The sequence below is a fragment of the Pseudomonas sp. PsB genome (assembly GCF_043658375.1).
Lineage (GTDB): Bacteria > Pseudomonadota > Gammaproteobacteria > Pseudomonadales > Pseudomonadaceae > Aquipseudomonas > Aquipseudomonas putida_Z.
Genome location: NZ_JBIGLU010000064.1, coordinates 1 through 14,985 on the forward strand (window position 1 = coordinate 1; position 14,985 = coordinate 14,985).

At 48.5% G+C, this 14,985-nt stretch carries 14 protein-coding genes and 5 pseudogenes; 6 read left to right on the plus strand and 13 right to left on the minus strand.

The window, feature by feature from the left end:
• Positions 1-70: 70 nt before the first annotated feature.
• From ACGLHT_RS29210 to ACGLHT_RS29220, 3 genes and pseudogenes are all read right to left on the minus strand, one after another.
• Positions 71-907 (minus strand): methyl-accepting chemotaxis protein, encoded by an 837-nt coding sequence (locus tag ACGLHT_RS29210; RefSeq protein WP_394520754.1) that lies wholly within the window; start codon positions 905-907, stop codon positions 71-73.
• Positions 893-1,624, minus strand: a pseudogene (locus ACGLHT_RS29215) (hypothetical protein); the annotation flags it as partial. The gene ACGLHT_RS29210 and the pseudogene ACGLHT_RS29215, both read right to left, overlap by 15 nt.
• A gap of 586 nt (positions 1,625-2,210) precedes the next feature.
• Positions 2,211-2,474: pseudogene (locus tag ACGLHT_RS29220) on the minus strand (hypothetical protein); the annotation flags it as partial.
• 34 nt (positions 2,475-2,508) lie between these two features.
• On the opposite strand from ACGLHT_RS29220, the gene ACGLHT_RS29225 reads away from it, so the two are divergent.
• Positions 2,509-3,576: an IS630-like element ISPpu1 family transposase gene (locus tag ACGLHT_RS29225; protein ID WP_032489565.1), complete on the plus strand. Its 1,068-nt coding sequence runs from the start codon at positions 2,509-2,511 to the stop codon at positions 3,574-3,576.
• Between the two features lie 69 nt (positions 3,577-3,645).
• On the opposite strand, the gene alkL is transcribed toward ACGLHT_RS29225, so the two are convergent.
• The 7 genes from alkL to ACGLHT_RS29260 all read right to left on the minus strand — a co-directional run bounded on the left by alkL (position 3,646) and on the right by ACGLHT_RS29260 (position 11,741).
• On the minus strand, positions 3,646-4,338 hold the full coding sequence (gene alkL / locus ACGLHT_RS29230; RefSeq protein WP_032489564.1) for an OmpW family protein AlkL: 693 nt from the start codon (positions 4,336-4,338) through the stop codon (positions 3,646-3,648).
• A 101-nt stretch (positions 4,339-4,439) separates the two neighbouring features.
• Positions 4,440-6,080: a long-chain fatty acid--CoA ligase gene (locus ACGLHT_RS29235; protein ID WP_058134802.1), complete on the minus strand. Its 1,641-nt coding sequence runs from the start codon at positions 6,078-6,080 to the stop codon at positions 4,440-4,442.
• A 76-nt stretch (positions 6,081-6,156) separates the two neighbouring features.
• A complete protein-coding gene (locus ACGLHT_RS29240; RefSeq protein ID WP_058134801.1) occupies positions 6,157-7,815 on the minus strand; it encodes a GMC family oxidoreductase in 1,659 nt (552 codons plus the stop codon).
• A 38-nt stretch (positions 7,816-7,853) separates the two neighbouring features.
• Complete coding sequence (locus tag ACGLHT_RS29245) at positions 7,854-9,305, minus strand: aldehyde dehydrogenase family protein (RefSeq protein WP_011920685.1); 1,452 nt, start codon at positions 9,303-9,305, stop codon at positions 7,854-7,856.
• 46 nt (positions 9,306-9,351) lie between these two features.
• Positions 9,352-9,873, minus strand: a complete 522-nt coding sequence (locus ACGLHT_RS29250) for a rubredoxin (RefSeq protein ID WP_032489561.1) — start codon at positions 9,871-9,873, stop codon at positions 9,352-9,354.
• Positions 9,874-9,920: 47 nt separating this feature from the next.
• A complete protein-coding gene (locus tag ACGLHT_RS29255; protein ID WP_011920687.1) occupies positions 9,921-10,319 on the minus strand; it encodes a rubredoxin in 399 nt (132 codons plus the stop codon).
• 216 nt (positions 10,320-10,535) lie between these two features.
• Complete coding sequence (locus tag ACGLHT_RS29260) at positions 10,536-11,741, minus strand: alkane 1-monooxygenase (protein WP_011920688.1); 1,206 nt, start codon at positions 11,739-11,741, stop codon at positions 10,536-10,538.
• A gap of 159 nt (positions 11,742-11,900) precedes the next feature.
• Between ACGLHT_RS29260 and ACGLHT_RS29265 the strand changes: the two are divergent.
• Both ACGLHT_RS29265 and istA read left to right on the plus strand, forming a co-directional pair.
• A pseudogene (locus ACGLHT_RS29265) lies at positions 11,901-11,999 on the plus strand (IS5/IS1182 family transposase); the annotation flags it as partial.
• A gap of 162 nt (positions 12,000-12,161) precedes the next feature.
• A pseudogene (gene istA, locus ACGLHT_RS29270) lies at positions 12,162-12,740 on the plus strand (IS21 family transposase); the annotation flags it as partial.
• 109 nt (positions 12,741-12,849) lie between these two features.
• Here istA and ACGLHT_RS29275 read toward each other — a convergent pair.
• Positions 12,850-13,068, minus strand: coding sequence for a hypothetical protein (locus tag ACGLHT_RS29275; protein WP_071533810.1), 219 nt, complete (start codon positions 13,066-13,068; stop codon positions 12,850-12,852).
• 52 nt (positions 13,069-13,120) lie between these two features.
• Between ACGLHT_RS29275 and ACGLHT_RS29280 the strand changes: the two genes are divergently transcribed.
• The 3 genes and pseudogenes from ACGLHT_RS29280 to ACGLHT_RS29290 all read left to right on the plus strand — a co-directional run bounded on the left by ACGLHT_RS29280 (position 13,121) and on the right by ACGLHT_RS29290 (position 14,228).
• Positions 13,121-13,321, plus strand: coding sequence for an integrase (locus ACGLHT_RS29280; protein WP_025986894.1), 201 nt, complete (start codon positions 13,121-13,123; stop codon positions 13,319-13,321).
• Between the two features lie 109 nt (positions 13,322-13,430).
• Positions 13,431-13,646, plus strand: a pseudogene (locus ACGLHT_RS29285) (transposase domain-containing protein); the annotation flags it as partial.
• Positions 13,647-13,649: 3 nt separating this feature from the next.
• Positions 13,650-14,228 (plus strand): plasmid pRiA4b ORF-3 family protein, encoded by a 579-nt coding sequence (locus ACGLHT_RS29290; RefSeq protein WP_019396669.1) that lies wholly within the window; start codon positions 13,650-13,652, stop codon positions 14,226-14,228.
• 84 nt (positions 14,229-14,312) lie between these two features.
• Here the strand turns inward: ACGLHT_RS29290 and ACGLHT_RS29295 are convergent, their stop codons facing one another.
• Both ACGLHT_RS29295 and ACGLHT_RS29300 read right to left on the minus strand, forming a co-directional pair.
• Entirely contained in the window at positions 14,313-14,609 is a 297-nt protein-coding gene (locus ACGLHT_RS29295) for a hypothetical protein (RefSeq protein WP_019396668.1), read from the minus strand.
• Positions 14,610-14,888: a hypothetical protein gene (locus ACGLHT_RS29300; RefSeq protein WP_274121214.1), complete on the minus strand. Its 279-nt coding sequence runs from the start codon at positions 14,886-14,888 to the stop codon at positions 14,610-14,612.
• Positions 14,889-14,985 lie beyond the last annotated feature (97 nt).

A 14,985-nucleotide genomic window follows, 5' to 3' on the forward strand; every position in this document is an offset into this window, starting at 1 on the left:
ACTAGCCATCCCTCGCGGCTGTAGCCCCCATGGTTACTGGCCCATGATCATCTTAGTACAGTATGTGATCCTATCTGTGAGTATTTACCTCCGAAATTCTCCTGCTACCCAACTCAACTCCTGCCGCAATTTCTCTAATAATATTTGCATTATCCAGCATGTCTTTTACAACAGCACTCTGCTCCTCTGAAGCAGTTGCAACTTGTGCAATCTGCAACATAACTTGGGATACTGAATCTACAATCTTCTCAATTGATCTACTAGCTTCGCTTGCTGCATTAACACTATTTTTTGATTCAACGACACAGTCTCCCATGACACCAAGAGCAAAAAATATACCTTTATTTAAAGAAGCAATCATCGCCTGAATTTCATAAGTGGAATTATTTGTACGTTGAGCTAAGCTTCGAACTTCATCAGCAACAACAGCAAAGCCCTTCCCGGCCTCGCCTGCATGTGCAGCCTCAATCGCGGCATTCAAAGCCAGCAGATTTGTTTGATCAGTGATTTGATCAATAATTTCAATGATTTTACCTATTTTTGCAATATCAGCTTCAATGCATTTAATAGCCACATGTGAATCATTAACTCGTTGTGACAAGGCATTTATAGATGATACGGCTGTTTCAATAGCTTTTTGACCATGAACCGCCAACTGCCGCCCCTCAGATGATAGTGCTGAGGACTTATTTGCCGCATTTGAAGTTTCAGTTATAGCGAAAGAAATCTGTGATAGCGCACTGACAAATTCGTCGATCTTACCTGCTTGGTCACATATATCGTTTGACGTGCTTTGTGAAATATTTAAAGCCTCGCCCGCTGAATTAAACAGATCACCTTGTATGTGTTTTATTGATTCAATCAAGGCGCTTACCCCAGCCCCCATCGCAATGATTGAAGACTGCATTTTACCCACTTCGTCATTGCTCGGTATAGTGCGATATGTAAGATCACCTCTTGACATATCATTCATGACATGAACTATTTCATCTATTGAACTGCGAGTCTTTTTCATAAGAAGAAAAATAACAACAAAAAAGAGACAATTAATTGATACAACAAGAAAATACACGTAAGCTTTAACGCGTTTGGAAATATCTGCAATTTCAATCCCGAAGCGATTAGAGTTCGTGTAGGGCCAACTTACAAGTCGTTTCATTTCCTCAATATGCCCAGGGTTTAATCCATCTTTATAAATGCTACTTGCATACCTCTCGAGCAGCCCAAGTTTTATTTCTGAAGCTTCAGACAGCTCAAGAATCAAGCCCTTTCCCAGTAATCTTAAAAGAGCTTTATCACCCTTCCACAAACTGTTTACAGCTGTAGTTTGTCTACGAGCCCTCTGCACCTGCCCTACTATAAAACTTATATTTATTTCTTTTTTATGCAGCTCGTAGTACACCTTGCTCAAGGCAACAACATGCTCCCTTTCAAAATAAGCAAATTCAGCCATCTTATGCATTAATCGCATCCCGAATAGCGCAACAAAAAAAGAAAATCCTGCCATAACAAGAATCAAAAAAAATCGACACCGCAGCGAACAGTTCATATTAACCCCTCTAAGCGCTATGGCAAGTTGAAAGCATTCAAAAATATTTATTTTTATCCACGTATTCTGGAGCATAATACAGAAGGCGGTTTTTGCCAATCATCTTGTTGTTCTCCCACTGTTCAAGAAGTCTCTGCAAAGTATCACGCAACCTAATTTCTCTCCACATAGGAAAATCAGGCCATTTACTCTCACATCTAACATGGTACGGCTGGACTCATCTTTAGTCTGCCTTCAACTACTCCTTGGTGTAGTTATCTAAATAATATTATTGCTGCGGCAATCAACCCGGGCACTTGCTCGTGCACATGGAATTCAAGCGCTTGTGAATCTTGCAGGGTAGTTGCGGATTATGGAGGGCTTAGTGCGCCAGTTAAAGCTGGCGGAGGGTAGTCGATGACAGTTCGATACTGGTAATAAATGGCGAATCAACCAGACCCCGAGTCATGCATGTTGCGCCGTGAGGTTCAGGGTAAAGCGTTGACAGGGGAAACCGATGGGCCAGCCATGGAGCCGCGTAATCACAAATTCGGGATGCCGATGCTGTTAAGCGAAGCAGAAGGCTATACGGAGCATGACGATACCCGAGGCAGGAGCCGTATGCGGTAGTTCCGCACGTACGGATCCGTGCGGGGGGCGGCAGGTAACCGCCGTCCCTACCGCGACCAGTTTTCTGCTGCATCACGATGGCTCGCGGCGACACGTGTTCTCCATGGGCTATGTCGCGCACACGAAGTTTGGTTAAGTCGCAGGCTCGCAGCTTGCTGTCGATGGACGAGTCGAATAGAGCAAGATCCCAGGATCTCTCCGCAATCTGGAGCCTTACACGGATGGCCCATATATCGCTGATCCGGAGCGGGGCTTTCAAGAAAAAAGCACCCTCTCTAATGTCCTGCCTCCGAAATAAGTTTCTAGCCTGAGCTATGCTTCTGTGGTCAGTCAGTACTTGGAGTGATCACATGAATTCTCAGGACATCGTGCTCAGTGAAGACGAACAAATTGAACTGAGTCGACGCATCAGATCGGCCACTATCCGTCAGCGCGACGGTCGTCGGGCGCGGGTGATTTTACTGGCGGCTCAAGGTTGTTCGCGCAACGAGATTGCCCGGTTGACCGGTCTCTCCGTTGTTTCAGTCACTCGCTGGTGCAAGCGTTTTCAAGAGCTACGTCTGCAAGGCCTGGTGGATCTGCCCGGACGCGGTCGCAAGCCATCCTTGCCGGCCGAAGCATTGAAACGAACCCTTGAGCAAGTCACTCAACCGCGTATCGGTCAACCTCGCTGGAGCTGCCGAAGCATGGCGCGAGTCGCCGGTATCTCGCCGGCCAGCGTCCAGCGCATATGGGCCGCCAACGATATAAAGCCGCACCTGACACGTACCTTCAAACTGTCCAACGATCCAAACTTCGAAGAGAAATTCTGGGACGTTATTGGGCTGTATCTGGATCCGCCGGATAAGGCACTGGTGCTCTGTTGCGATGAAAAAAGCCAGGTTCAGGCCTTGGAGCGCACTCAGCCTGGACTGCCTTTGGGGATCGGTCATATCCGCACGCAATCGCACGATTATATCCGCCATGGCACCGTCACCTTGTTCACTGCGCTGGATTATCTTCAGGGACGCTTGATCAGTTCCATCGAGCGCCAACACCGGCATCAGGAATGGCTGGAGTTTCTCAAGAAGATCAATCGCGAAACGCCCAAGCATCTTCAGCTGCATTTGATCGTCGACAACTACGCCACGCACAAGCATCCCAAAGTGAGGGCGTGGCTTGAGAAGCACAAACGCTTCCACATGCATTTCACCCCGACCTCCAGTTCGTGGATGAACATGGTTGAACGCTTCTTTCGCGATATCACGGTGTACCTGCGTGATGGCAGTTTCAGTTCGGTTCGCGAACTGGAAAGCTCGATTACCACGTTCCTGGCACTGCGAAATGCGCAGCCGACTCGCTACGTCTGGAACGCCAAGGGGGAAGATATTTTGAACAAGATACAGCGAGCCCGTGAGGCAATGGTCTCACAGGGATGAGGAGCATTATTTGTGAGACGGCACACTAATGGATCGAAAGAGTGCTGCGACAGTGACAGACCTGATTACTTAGAAAACATATGACGCACCAAGACTGAGAATGAAAGGATCAACCTCAATTTTAGTAGAAACAGGAACCGGGCCAAGAGTACCTGTGACGTCCGTTTTGAAAGGAATATAACGCACATCTGAATTTAGCATCCATGAGTTACCAAGGTCATATCTAAGGCCAACCTGAAAAGCAGGCGCCCATTTATCCTTAATATCAAACGAACTCAAAGCACCGTCGGTTTTATCAAAAAATAGCACCCGACCAACACCAACCCCAACATATGGATAAAGTCGCTCAAAGCTATCGTAATGATATTGAAGCGAAAGAATTGCAGGGCCGTAATCAACTTCACTGACTCTTCCCAGCGAGGAGATTGATTTCTCACCTTGAAATTTAGCCCTAGCTGGCACCCCAACAAAAAAATCCACCGCTATATTTGAGCTAACAAAATAGGCGATATCAAACGTAAGTGTTGTATCATTACCAATACTTACATCAGCATTTGGCAAAGCCCCCCCTCCAACATTTAGATCGCCAAGCTCCTCACCCACATAGACCTTAGAAAAATTGAAGCTAGCGACCCAGTCACCCTGATTATAGCCAGCAGATTTCGCCGGATAATTTTCATTCGCCCATGCAGTGGCCGCCCCCAAAACAAAATTAGCAACCAACACCGGCATCGCGATTACTTTATAATTAGAAAAACTCATTGTGCTACCCTCGTTTTGTTGTCGACATATTCTTAAATAGAACTGCTAACATGTCACAGAGACTGATATCTAAAAAATCAGTCAAAGCCCATACAGAAAGCTTATTCACAGACAGAAGAACTACTGCGCAATAAAATATCACCATATTTCTCGCGCAAACGATTCTTCAAAATCTTGCCAGTACCATTGCGTGGCAGTTCTTCAACAAAGATAGCGGCATCTGGAATTTGCCATCTAGCCACCTTATCTGCGAAATAATTACATACCTCACCACTTGTTAATTCCGAATTAGGGGATTTAACTGCGATGAGGAGAGGTCGCTCGTCCCATTTTTCGTGCCTTGCAGCTATAACAGCAGCATCAACAATATGAGGGTGCGCAATCGCAATACTCTCCAGCTCTACCGTACTGATCCACTCACCGCCAGACTTTATAATGTCCTTTGCACGATCACAGATTGTCATGAAACCGTCCGAATCTATGGTAGCCACGTCTCCAGTTGAAAACCAACCATCTGAGAGTGTCGAACCAGGATCGCTATGAAAGTAATCTTTAATAACCCAGTGCCCACGCGCCATTAGGTTGCCTTTACTTCGACCATCTTCAGGTAGTCTAATCCCCTCATCATTAACGATTTTTAACTCGACACCGTAAGGCGGGCGCCCTTGGCTTTTGCGCAGTGAAAGCTTTTCATCTGGAGATAAATCTACGTGGTGCGCGAGTGGAGTGTTTGCCGTGCCAAATGGCGAAAGCTCAGTCATACCCCAAGCATGAATAACTTCAACACCATATATATCGTTAAATTCTCTAATCATAGACGCAGGACAGGCCGAACCTCCTACAACAACCCGCGTGAGGCTTTGGCTTTTAGAACCATTACCGGCTTGTGCCGCTAACAACCCCTGCCAAACAACCGGCACCCCAAGAGCAATGCTAACTCCTTCGCTAGCAATCAACTTCGATAAACTAGCGCCATCAAGAGCCGGACCAGGAAGAACTAGCTTCGCACCAACCATTGCAGCGGAATATGGAGTCCCCCATGCATTTACATGAAACATTGGAACTACGGGCAAAATGGTATCTCGCGCAGACAAATTTAGTGTGTCTGGCATTGCGGTGGTCATTGAATGCAAAACTGTCGAGCGGTGTGAATAAAGTACACCCTTCGGGTTGCCCGTAGTACCTGATGTGTAACATAGACTAGACGCCTCATTTTCATCTACATCAGGCCATATATAGTTATCATCACCCTGACCAATTAGATCCTCGTATGCAATCAATCCTGGCATTTGAGCAGATGCATTTGAATTATTATGAGCCATCAAGACAAACGCCTTGACTTTTGGTAACGAACCGCGAATCTCAGCAATGATTGGCAAGAACGTATCATCAAGAAATACTACCTTATCCTCCGCATGGTTTATCACATATGTGATCTGCTCAATGAAAAGCCTCGGATTGATTGTATGGCATACCATTCCTGCGCCAGAGACAGCGTAGTAAACCTCAAGATGACGAATATTGTTCCATGCAATCGTTGCACAACGATCACTAGGCGTAAGACCCATCTTGCCCAATGCAGAAGCGAGCTTACGAGCACGAAGCTCCACTTCTTTCCAACAACTTCTTGTTACTTCTCCAGAGGTTTCGACTGAAACCACCTCTCTCGCACCATGATATCGTGCAGCATGCTCAACAAGCGAACCAATGACCAACTGATTACGCATCATCTGACCTAACATCACGTCGCCTCACATTGATGATTTATGTTCATTAAAAAACCATCTATTGACCATGTTTTTTACATGCAGACAGCTATCATGCCAACTCTAGCTCTGCACCCTCGCGAGCAAACTCAGCGCTAGCCTCTAATGCTTCCACATCAAGATTCCGCATAATTATTTCTGCCGCATTTTCTGCAATCATAATAGTTGGAGCGTTTGTGTTACCCGCGACCAAGTGCGGCATAATTGACGCATCAACGACTCTAATATTTGCCAACCCACGGATCTTCAGGCACGGATCAACAACTGACGCTGGATCTTTACCCATCCTACAAGTACCTACCGGATGGTATATAGTCTCAGCTCGCCTACGAATATCTTCGATTATTTCATCATCAGTTTTAACAGCCTGGCCCGGTACTACTTCATGCTTAAAATGCTTCGCCATCGATGGGGCCTGCAAAATAGCGCGCCCTATCTTAATACCCGCAATCATGGTTTTAATATCTTCATGATCGCTAAGATAGTTCGGGTCAATTAAAGGCGGCTGTAATGGATTGGCGCTTTTTAGGCCAATTCTGCCTCGGCTCTTAGGCAAAAGATCACATATATGTAGCGTATAACCATAACCACCCGCTATTTTTCGACCGTGATCTTTAAGATAAGTTGGAAGGAAATGAAACTGCAAATTGGGCCGATCACGATCAGGAGAACTTTTTACAAAACCACCCGACTCTGCCACGTTACTAGTGAGAAACCCCTCGCGCTTAAACACATATGAAAACAAACCCGAGACACCACGAGGGATGAAAGAAAGAGCAACACCTATCGGCTCTCTCGAATTTGCTGCGCACATCAATGTGATGTCCAAATGATCTTGAAGATTTTTCCCCACCTCAGGAAGATCATGGACTAGAGAAACACCATGTTCCTTAAGCTCGGCTGCAGCCCCAACACCAGAAAGCATTAGAAGGTGAGGCGTGCCGACTGCGCCAAGACTAAGAAGTACTTCACCACCACTCGTTGTCTTGACTTGATGGTGCATATTTTTCTTTATATAAGAAACACCAACCGCCTTACGGTCTTCAAAAAGAATTTTTGATGCATGCGCATCAGTAATGATGTCTAGATTTGGTCTGGAAAGTACACCGTGCAAGAATGCACGCGCCGAGCTCCAGCGTTGTCCATTTTTTTGGGTTACTTGATAGAACCCTACGCCGTCCTGGTACTCGCCGTTGAAATCTCCGTTGAAATTAATATTGGCCTCCATGCCGGCTTGCACGAATGCTTTGCTAAGCGGATTGATATATTTTAAATCACTAACAGCTAATTCTCCGTCAACCCCATGGTGCTCGGACTTATCGAATCGCTGGTTGCATTCAAGCCTTTTGAACAACTCAAGAGCCCGGTACCAACCCCAGTAGCGGCCGGCCGCCTGCTCCCATGCGTGGTAATCGTCTTCATGCCCTCGGATATAGACCATTGCGTTGATTGAGCTTGAACCACCTAACGTTTTTCCTCGTGGCCAGAAAAGGCTCCGGCCGTTGAGATTTTGCTGTGGCGCAGTTTGAAAAGCCCAATTCAACTTTTTACTATTTGAAAGCAAAGCAATACCTAACGGCATATGAATTAGCGGATTCGTATCTCGCGGCCCAGCTTCAAGTAAACAAACTCTTTTAGAGGGGTCGGCCGAAAGACGATTAGCAAGCACACATCCTGCAGATCCAGCACCAACGATTATATAGTCGTACATTTTATCTTCTCGAGGTAATGATTTATCGAAAAAATTACTCAGCTCAAATACTTAACTGTGATACCAATCAACTGCTTCACCTTCTTGGTATAAGGCGGAAACAACCAATGCGTGATTGAGAACTTATCTATAAGAACTGGTTTTTCGTGAGAAAACGCCCTGAACCCGTAAACTCCATGAGCACTGCCGATACCACTATTATTGACACCGCCAAATGGGAGATTAGGGTGCAAAAAGTGCACGACACTCAGATTAACTCCGACCGAACCAGAGCTTGTACGAGCCACGATGTTATTTACAAATTGTTTATCTTCAGAAAAGACATACAGCGCCAGGGGCTTGTCACCGTCATTCACACGCTTAATTACAGAATCTATATCATCGTATTCAATTATAGGAAGTAGCGGCCCGAATATTTCCTCATGGTTAATATCCATAGCAGCAGTGACGTTAGATAAAACCGTTGGCACCACAAGCCTCTCAGTCGCGTCAACTTGACCCCCTTGCAGAATTTTTGCACCTTTAGCTTTCGCGTCAGTCAGGAGTTTATTAATTCGATTGAAATGTTGATCATTGACGATCCTGCAATAGTCTGCCGATCTACGCTGCGCAGCAAAATCCTTCCCATAAACTCGCACAATCTCTTTCACAAGAATTTCATTGAATTTCTGGGCTATACACCGATGAACAAATACGTGATCAGGCGCTATGCACGTCTGGCCGTTGTTTGAAAACTTTCCCCACACTATGTTGCGCGCAGCTTTCGGCAAATTTGCTGTTGGTCCAATAATGGTTGGAGATTTTCCGCCTAACTCCAAAGTAACCGAAGCGAGTGTTTTTGACGCCGCTTCCATCACTAACTTGCCGACCCTAGGACTACCAGTAAAAAAAATATGGTCAAATGGCAGAGCCAACAGCTCCTGGGAAACTGCGGCATCACCCTCCACCACAGCGACTAGGTCGACAGAGAATGCCTCCCTGACTATAGATCCGATCAGTGTTGCAGTGTGTGGTGTCAATTCAGACGGCTTTATAACAACGCTATTTCCTGCCGCTAACGCAGATACAAGAGGACCGAAACTAAGGTTGAATGGATAGTTCCACGGCGCAATTATCAAACAGACACCCTTAGGCTCGTAACGAAGTCCTGCCCGCGTGCCCGCTACACTAAGTGCCGCCCTCACTCGCCGTGGCTTCATCCAATCTTTAAGGTTCCGTTTGGCATGATTAATTTCTTGCAATACCGGAAAGATTTCTGTTAGCTTCACCTCGCTTGCCGGCTTGCGAAAGTCCGCTGCAAGTGCAGCAATAATTTCAGGCTCACGACGCTGAATAGTTTCCTTAAGTAAATTAAGAGCAGCGATGCGCTCTGCTATGCCAAATTTACCACGACGCGCACTACTTGCAACTTTCTGCAAATTAAATACTTCAAGCGCTGAATGGGTATCGGCACTAGAGTTTAACTTGGCTAGGCTAATTGGTATGGTCATTTTTATTTTGTCCTGAATTACCTAGAATGACTTGAAGTTTTAATCTTCACTTTTCCTCGTAGAGCACATAGTCTTCTTTCGTAGCCCCGCAATCCGGACAGCACCAGTCATCAGGAATATCCTCAAAGCGAGTACCTGGAGTAAAACCCTCGGCCTCATCGCCCAACGCCTCATCATATATATGGCCACAAGTAATACATATCCACTTCAAGTATGCTTTCCCGCCTTGGGCATCAGACCTTGGAGGTTGAGTTTTATATAGATCTTGGCCTTTAACGTCGGCACTAGGCAATTTCTCTAAGCTTGTCGGCGCAACCACTGCTTCAGCAGTTAAACTTGTGCCACTAACCTCGGATAAATTTGGCGAAGTATGGGTTGAGGTGACGCCCTTTTCACCTACGCCGCTCTCAATTAACATGAAGTCAAGCTTGTCTCGAACGGCGCAATCGGGGCAGCACCAATCCTCAGGAATAAGGTGCCAAGGCGTACCTGGAGAAAACCCCTCATGCACATTACCCGCACTCTCATCATAAACATAATTACAATCCGGGCATTTATAGCTAGCCATACTCATCACCATGTCAAATTGTTATTTTGCGTTGCGGCAAATTTGCGTTATTTATTTCTCATCTTCTTCCTTGTGGAAGATTTTCTTACAACCTGTGGGGTGCTCGCCTGATCAAGAACTTCAGTCTTAGCCGCACAGCCCTCATTTTTATTTTCTTGATTAAGTGGGATCACTAATTCTGCGGCCAAAACTGCCATTCCAGTTGGAGTAGCATCTGAAATACCACTTTCCGAGTTGGCAAGCTGACTATTCACCCCTAGCTGTGTTTCTTTCGAGGGAGAATCCGCGAGAAAGATAAAGTCCACCTTGTCTCGAACTGCGCAGTCCGGGCATGCCCAATCTTTGGGGATATCATTCCAGCTGGTGTTCGGGTGGAAACCTTCGTGCGGCTCCCCCTTATTTTCATCATAGATATACTGACAATCTGGACACTGGTACCTTGACATTCTCCCACTCTCCTATTAACTCAGCGTTAGTCGCTGCTCCGACAACTTCATCAGAGTGTAACTATCGGAGCAGGTCGCCTTCAAAGCAATTACAGAGAGGCAATCAACCCTCAGCACTTTAGCGAAGTGCACTCTTTGTGAGAGCTTTCAACGCCGCACATAAAATTGAAGCACTTATTGTAAATATCGACCGCCGGGCTCTGCGTGCTCACATAACTACGATGCTACCGCAGAGGTACTCGAACTATGACCAGCACTACTAGTGCCAAATTTTTTCAAATAGGTTTCTCGCATCGAATCATCAATTTGGATCTTATTAAGGTCACCACCAGCCCAATCTACTACCTTGGGATCCATAACTGATCTAAACCACTGAGGAATCATCGCCATCAAAAATGCACCAGGGTAACCCGTCGGAAGAGCCGGCAGGCCGGGAAAATCCCGAAGTGACTGATAAGAACGTGTTGGATGCGCGTGGTGATCCGAGTGCCGCTGAAGGTGGAACAGCACTAGATTAGAGACGATGTGATTACTATTCCAAGAATGGTGCGGCTTTTGATGCTCATATCGACCGTCCTCCATTTTTTGACGGAGCAAGCCGTAATGTTCAATATAGTTCGCACTGGTCAGCTGCCACCAACCGAAAGCCATTTGAATCGGCAGGAACACCAGCATCTTAGGTCCAAACAAGGCAAGGAGAACGGCGTAAAGAATAACTGTGATGATCATTGGTTGGAGGATTTCATTATCGAAACTCCAAACGCTTTGGCCACGGCGCGAAAGGCGTTGTTCCTCAAGCCCCCAAGCACGAATAAATGCTCCTGGGATCTCACGGATTGAAAACTTATAAATGCTTTCTCCCATCCGGGATGTTGCAGGATCCATCGGTGTAGCGACATCACGGTGATGACCCTTATTATGCTCAATAAAGAAGTGACCGTACCCTACGACAGCCAACACAATTTTGGCCATCCAACGATCAAAAGTCTCCTTCTTGTGACCGAGTTCGTGTCCTGTATTGAGCGCTAGTCCGTTCACGATACCCAGTGACAAGGCAAGCGCACCAATTTCAAGCCAAGACATTGGCTGAGTTCCGACCCACCATGCTGACACAATTAATGCAGCGTAATGCATAGGAACTGTTAGATATGTCAAAACTCGATAGTACCGCTCCTTCTCTAGTTTCGGCACCACTTCTTCAGGCGGATTATTAAAGTCCTCACCAAACATCGCATCAAGCAATGGAAGTGCGCCGTACCATACGAGCAATACCAGCCCATAAAAAATCCCCCAACCAGTTTCATTTGCAAGCCAGATTCCGATCATCGGAGTAGCCGGCCACAAAGTTGATAGTATCCAGAGATATTTCTTTTTATCTACGTACTCTGGAGCGGAATCCAGAACTCTGTGTTTCTCAAGCATTTGGTGTTCTCCAATTTTTATTAAATTAGTCGCTACGAGATTTAAGACGTAATTTTATGCCTAACTGAGAAAGTTAAGCCGCCCACTCTCACTCTCGACATCTTAAACCTGAGCTAATCGGACGCTTGCGCCAACTACACCTACGGGTAGTTTTTGCTCCGTCGTCTGCTGGAAAAACACGAGCTGGCCGCAAGCATGCTGGCGGTGATCAATGGCTATCTGGGGGACCGAGGGCTGTCGCTGCGCCAAGGCACGATTGGAAACCTCCAAAACCCGGGCTTCCGGGTAACATTGGCGTCCCCTTGTGTTGCCGCTGACCGAAAACTGACCCAGTAGAGGCTGTTCTGCCGACTGAAAACTGACCCAGGTGTTCAACTGCTTCTGCTCAATTTTTGAGCAGGAGAACACAGGGTGATCAGTATGGAAATGATGGGCAAAATTCGCCGGATGTATTTCCGCGACAAGCTGTCGCTGCATGAGATAGCCAAGCGCACCGGGTTGGCGCGCAACACGATTCGCAAGTGGGTCAGAGCACCCGAGGCGAAGCAGCCGGTTTACCAACGCCGCGCGATCTTCAACAAACTCAGCCCTTATCACGCCACGCTGGAGCAGGCGCTGCAGGCCGATTCGCTGCGCCCCAAGCAACAGCGGCGCAGTGCCAAGGCGCTGTTGGCGCAGATCAAGGCCGAGGGGTACGACGGTGGCTACAGCCAGCTCACCGCGTTTATCCGCGTCTGGCGCGGGGAACAGGGTAAGGCGTTGCAGGCCTTTGTGCCGCTGAGCTTTGCGCTGGGTGAGGCGTTTCAGTTTGACTGGAGCGAGGAAGGCCTGCTGATCGGCGGCATTTACCGGCGCATGCAGGTGGCGCACCTGAAGCTCTGCGCCAGCCGTGCGTTCTGGCTGGTGGCGTATCCGAGCCAGGGCCACGAGATGTTGTTCGACGCCCATACGCGCGCGTTCAGCGCCTTGGGCGGGGTGCCGCGTCGAGGCATGCCGGATTATGTGGCGCGCCACATAATCCGGCTTATGTTCCCTTCGCCATTATGTGGCATCGGCTCGGCGGCCCCACGAGTGACGGGGGCGTTCGAGCCGAGGGGGCACATAAGAATCACAGGGAATCGAGCCATTTCAGCAAGTCGACGTCCCGGTGCCAAGCGCCTGATTGGGAGGATGCCGCCGAGGATTGATCGGGTGGAACGCACAGGGCGACGGCAGCCTCCTTGGTTCGGATATTGATCTCGGCATAACGGTGCGTCGTTTCCAGTCCGACGTGACCGAGCCAAGCCCGGATGACGTTGATTTCGACTCCGGCCTCCAGCAGGTGCATCGCCGCGGTATGGCGCCTATCTCTTCAGCGACATAGGCGCCATGCGACTGCCATGCACCTGCTGCAGGCCGGAGTCGACCTCACCGTTATCGCCCTGTGGCTTGGACACGAGAGCCCAGTGACGACCCACGGCTATGTCGAAGCCGATCTGGCCTTGAAGGAACGGGCCCTCGCCGCAATCGCGCCGCCCGAACTTCGGCGCACGCGCTACCGCCCAACGGATGCCCTGCTGAAGTTCCTGCAGGGGCTTTGATTATGCGTAGCTGACAGAGCTGGGTCGCCACAGACAGCGGGGCTGTCGCAGGCGACTCAACATAATCGCGGGCTGAACATAATTGCGGTTATGCCGAGCTCGGCATAACCGCAAAAATTACCTGTTTGCCGGATCCGATGCGGGAGGGGAACGAGCGGCGGCGATCTACAGCCTGGTGGGTACTGCCAAGCTAAACGGGTTAAATCCGCAGGCCTATCTGACCTACGTGCTTGAGCACATCGCCGAACATCCCGTTAACCGGGTGGGCGAACTGCTGCCCTGGAATATTTCCTTGAACCACACTGACCACTGCGAGGCCGCCTGATCCATGGTTAAAACTGTCAGCCTACCCAAACCTGCACCTGATCTCTTGCTGTTGCACATTGAGCTGAAGTGGATCACACCGACGATCTGGCGTCGTTTCGTAGTCCCTGAAAACATTACCTTGGGCAAGCTGCATCACGTGATTCAGGTCGTGATGGGCTGGAGCGACAGTCATCTGCATGAGTTTGAAATAGCAGGTGAAAAATACGGGATTCCCGATTCTGATGGCTGGGGGCCGCCGGTGAATCCAGAAGCTCGCAAGACATTGGTCAAAGCGCTGTTCGGTAAAAAGACGTTTGACTATCTCTACGACTTTGGTGACAGCTGGGATCACCGAATCAAAGTCGAGAAAAGGCTACCTGCCATCACAGCCCCTCAACTGCCGTATTGCATTGAAGGTGCCAATGCTTGCCCACCGGAAGATGTAGGTGGGGTGCCGGGTTACGAGGGTTTTCTAGAGGCCATGGCAGACCCCAAGCATCCAGAACACGACGACATGGTGGGTTGGTACGGTGAAATATTTGAGCCGGCGGCATTTGACTGCGAGCGCGTGAATCAGTGGTTTAAGAGGATCAAGGCTTGAGTTGCAAGACGGTGTAGCTCGGACGCTTACGTTCTATCGCTTTACCCAAGAAAAAGATTGATCAGTTATCAACCCTCGTGTTGCTCAAAAAGCTGCCGCCAGCGTCAGTTGTGCACGGGCCTCGATGATCTCAATCAGCTCGAAGTGCTTGGGGAACTCGCGCTTGAGCCAGCCGCTGGGCACGAAGTGGTGATCGAGGTGAACGACTGTGCTTTGGCCTTCGGCAGCCGCGCAGAGCATGACGTTCAACTCTGAGTCATCGCCAGCCATCGCAGCCGGCACGAAGACGATGCCGTTGTCGCTAATACCAAACGAGCGCCTCCATTCTGGGAAGCGCTTCTGCTCGGGGTTTGAAACGGCAAACCAATGGATTCTGTCCATCTATTCCTTCTCGAATGGGAGCAACGTGGAGTAAGGCAGCAAATCACCTTCGGCTGCGGCTAATACCTGGTCCAGCACAGCCTCGGGGGCATCGAGAGCACCGAGAATCACGTACAACTCGGAGAACACGTTCATCCTAGCGGCACGGTCGAAGCCAGCATCACCGCCTACCGACTCGGCATGGTCGAGCGCATTGGCAACGACATTCTCCCTGAGAAGATAACGTGCGCCGCATTCGCAGAGAAAAGGCTGTTTAGCGTTATAGAGAGTGCGATCCATGAACCCCACCTTCTAAAAGATAGTAAGCGCTCCATAAACCCCACCTAACCAAAGATGGGCAGCGCACCTAGCTGTGTATGTGAGGTGTGCAATTCCA

What these genes read in the sequence shown, in the direction of transcription:
- ACGLHT_RS29210 (WP_394520754.1), bottom strand. Translation starts at nt 907, where the DNA reads ATGCAGTCTTCAATCATTGCGATGGGGGCTGGGGTAAGCGCCTTGATT.
- ACGLHT_RS29225 (WP_032489565.1), top strand. Translation starts at nt 2,509, where the DNA reads ATGAATTCTCAGGACATCGTGCTCAGTGAAGACGAACAAATTGAACTG.
- alkL (WP_032489564.1), bottom strand. Translation starts at nt 4,338, where the DNA reads ATGAGTTTTTCTAATTATAAAGTAATCGCGATGCCGGTGTTGGTTGCT.
- ACGLHT_RS29235 (WP_058134802.1), bottom strand. Translation starts at nt 6,080, where the DNA reads ATGTTAGGTCAGATGATGCGTAATCAGTTGGTCATTGGTTCGCTTGTT.
- ACGLHT_RS29240 (WP_058134801.1), bottom strand. Translation starts at nt 7,815, where the DNA reads ATGTACGACTATATAATCGTTGGTGCTGGATCTGCAGGATGTGTGCTT.
- ACGLHT_RS29245 (WP_011920685.1), bottom strand. Translation starts at nt 9,305, where the DNA reads ATGACCATACCAATTAGCCTAGCCAAGTTAAACTCTAGTGCCGATACC.
- ACGLHT_RS29250 (WP_032489561.1), bottom strand. Translation starts at nt 9,873, where the DNA reads ATGGCTAGCTATAAATGCCCGGATTGTAATTATGTTTATGATGAGAGT.
- ACGLHT_RS29255 (WP_011920687.1), bottom strand. Translation starts at nt 10,319, where the DNA reads ATGTCAAGGTACCAGTGTCCAGATTGTCAGTATATCTATGATGAAAAT.
- ACGLHT_RS29260 (WP_011920688.1), bottom strand. Translation starts at nt 11,741, where the DNA reads ATGCTTGAGAAACACAGAGTTCTGGATTCCGCTCCAGAGTACGTAGAT.
- ACGLHT_RS29275 (WP_071533810.1), bottom strand. Translation starts at nt 13,068, where the DNA reads ATGCACCTGCTGGAGGCCGGAGTCGAAATCAACGTCATCCGGGCTTGG.
- ACGLHT_RS29280 (WP_025986894.1), top strand. Translation starts at nt 13,121, where the DNA reads ATGCACCTGCTGCAGGCCGGAGTCGACCTCACCGTTATCGCCCTGTGG.
- ACGLHT_RS29290 (WP_019396669.1), top strand. Translation starts at nt 13,650, where the DNA reads ATGGTTAAAACTGTCAGCCTACCCAAACCTGCACCTGATCTCTTGCTG.
- ACGLHT_RS29295 (WP_019396668.1), bottom strand. Translation starts at nt 14,609, where the DNA reads ATGGACAGAATCCATTGGTTTGCCGTTTCAAACCCCGAGCAGAAGCGC.
- ACGLHT_RS29300 (WP_274121214.1), bottom strand. Translation starts at nt 14,888, where the DNA reads ATGGATCGCACTCTCTATAACGCTAAACAGCCTTTTCTCTGCGAATGC.